The sequence below is a fragment of the Ensifer sp. ENS10 genome (assembly GCF_014852025.1).
Taxonomy (GTDB): Bacteria; Pseudomonadota; Alphaproteobacteria; order Rhizobiales; family Rhizobiaceae; genus Ensifer.
Genome location: NZ_JACVAS010000055.1, coordinates 1 through 297, shown reverse-complemented (window position 1 = coordinate 297; position 297 = coordinate 1). Strand labels below are relative to the sequence as shown.

Here is a 297-nt window from a genome sequence, read left to right as displayed (position 1 = left end):
GCGTTGCTCCATCCGCGCCAGCCGCAAAGTCGAACGAGCCACTGATCGTCGTGCCTTCCGGCACAGCCCCGCCGGCTTCATTCGCCGCCGAAGGCACGTCGTCGTTGAAGCTGACGGTCAGTGTGCCGTTGGCAACCGAGTTGTCCGCGTCGGTGACCGTGTAGCCGAGGCCGACCGAGACATTGTCCTCGCCATTCGGACCAGCCGTATGCAGCACGTTGTCCTTGAGCTCGACCGTATAGGCACCCGTGGCCGCGTTCGTCACGGTCACCGTGAACAGCACGCCGCGCGGGCCCG

General features: G+C 66.0%; 1 protein-coding gene. It reads right to left on the bottom strand.

All coding sequences use genetic code 11. The features are described from left to right. Positions 1–297: hypothetical protein (locus IB265_RS36345; protein WP_192496237.1), on the bottom strand; the 297-nt coding region annotated here is incomplete at both ends.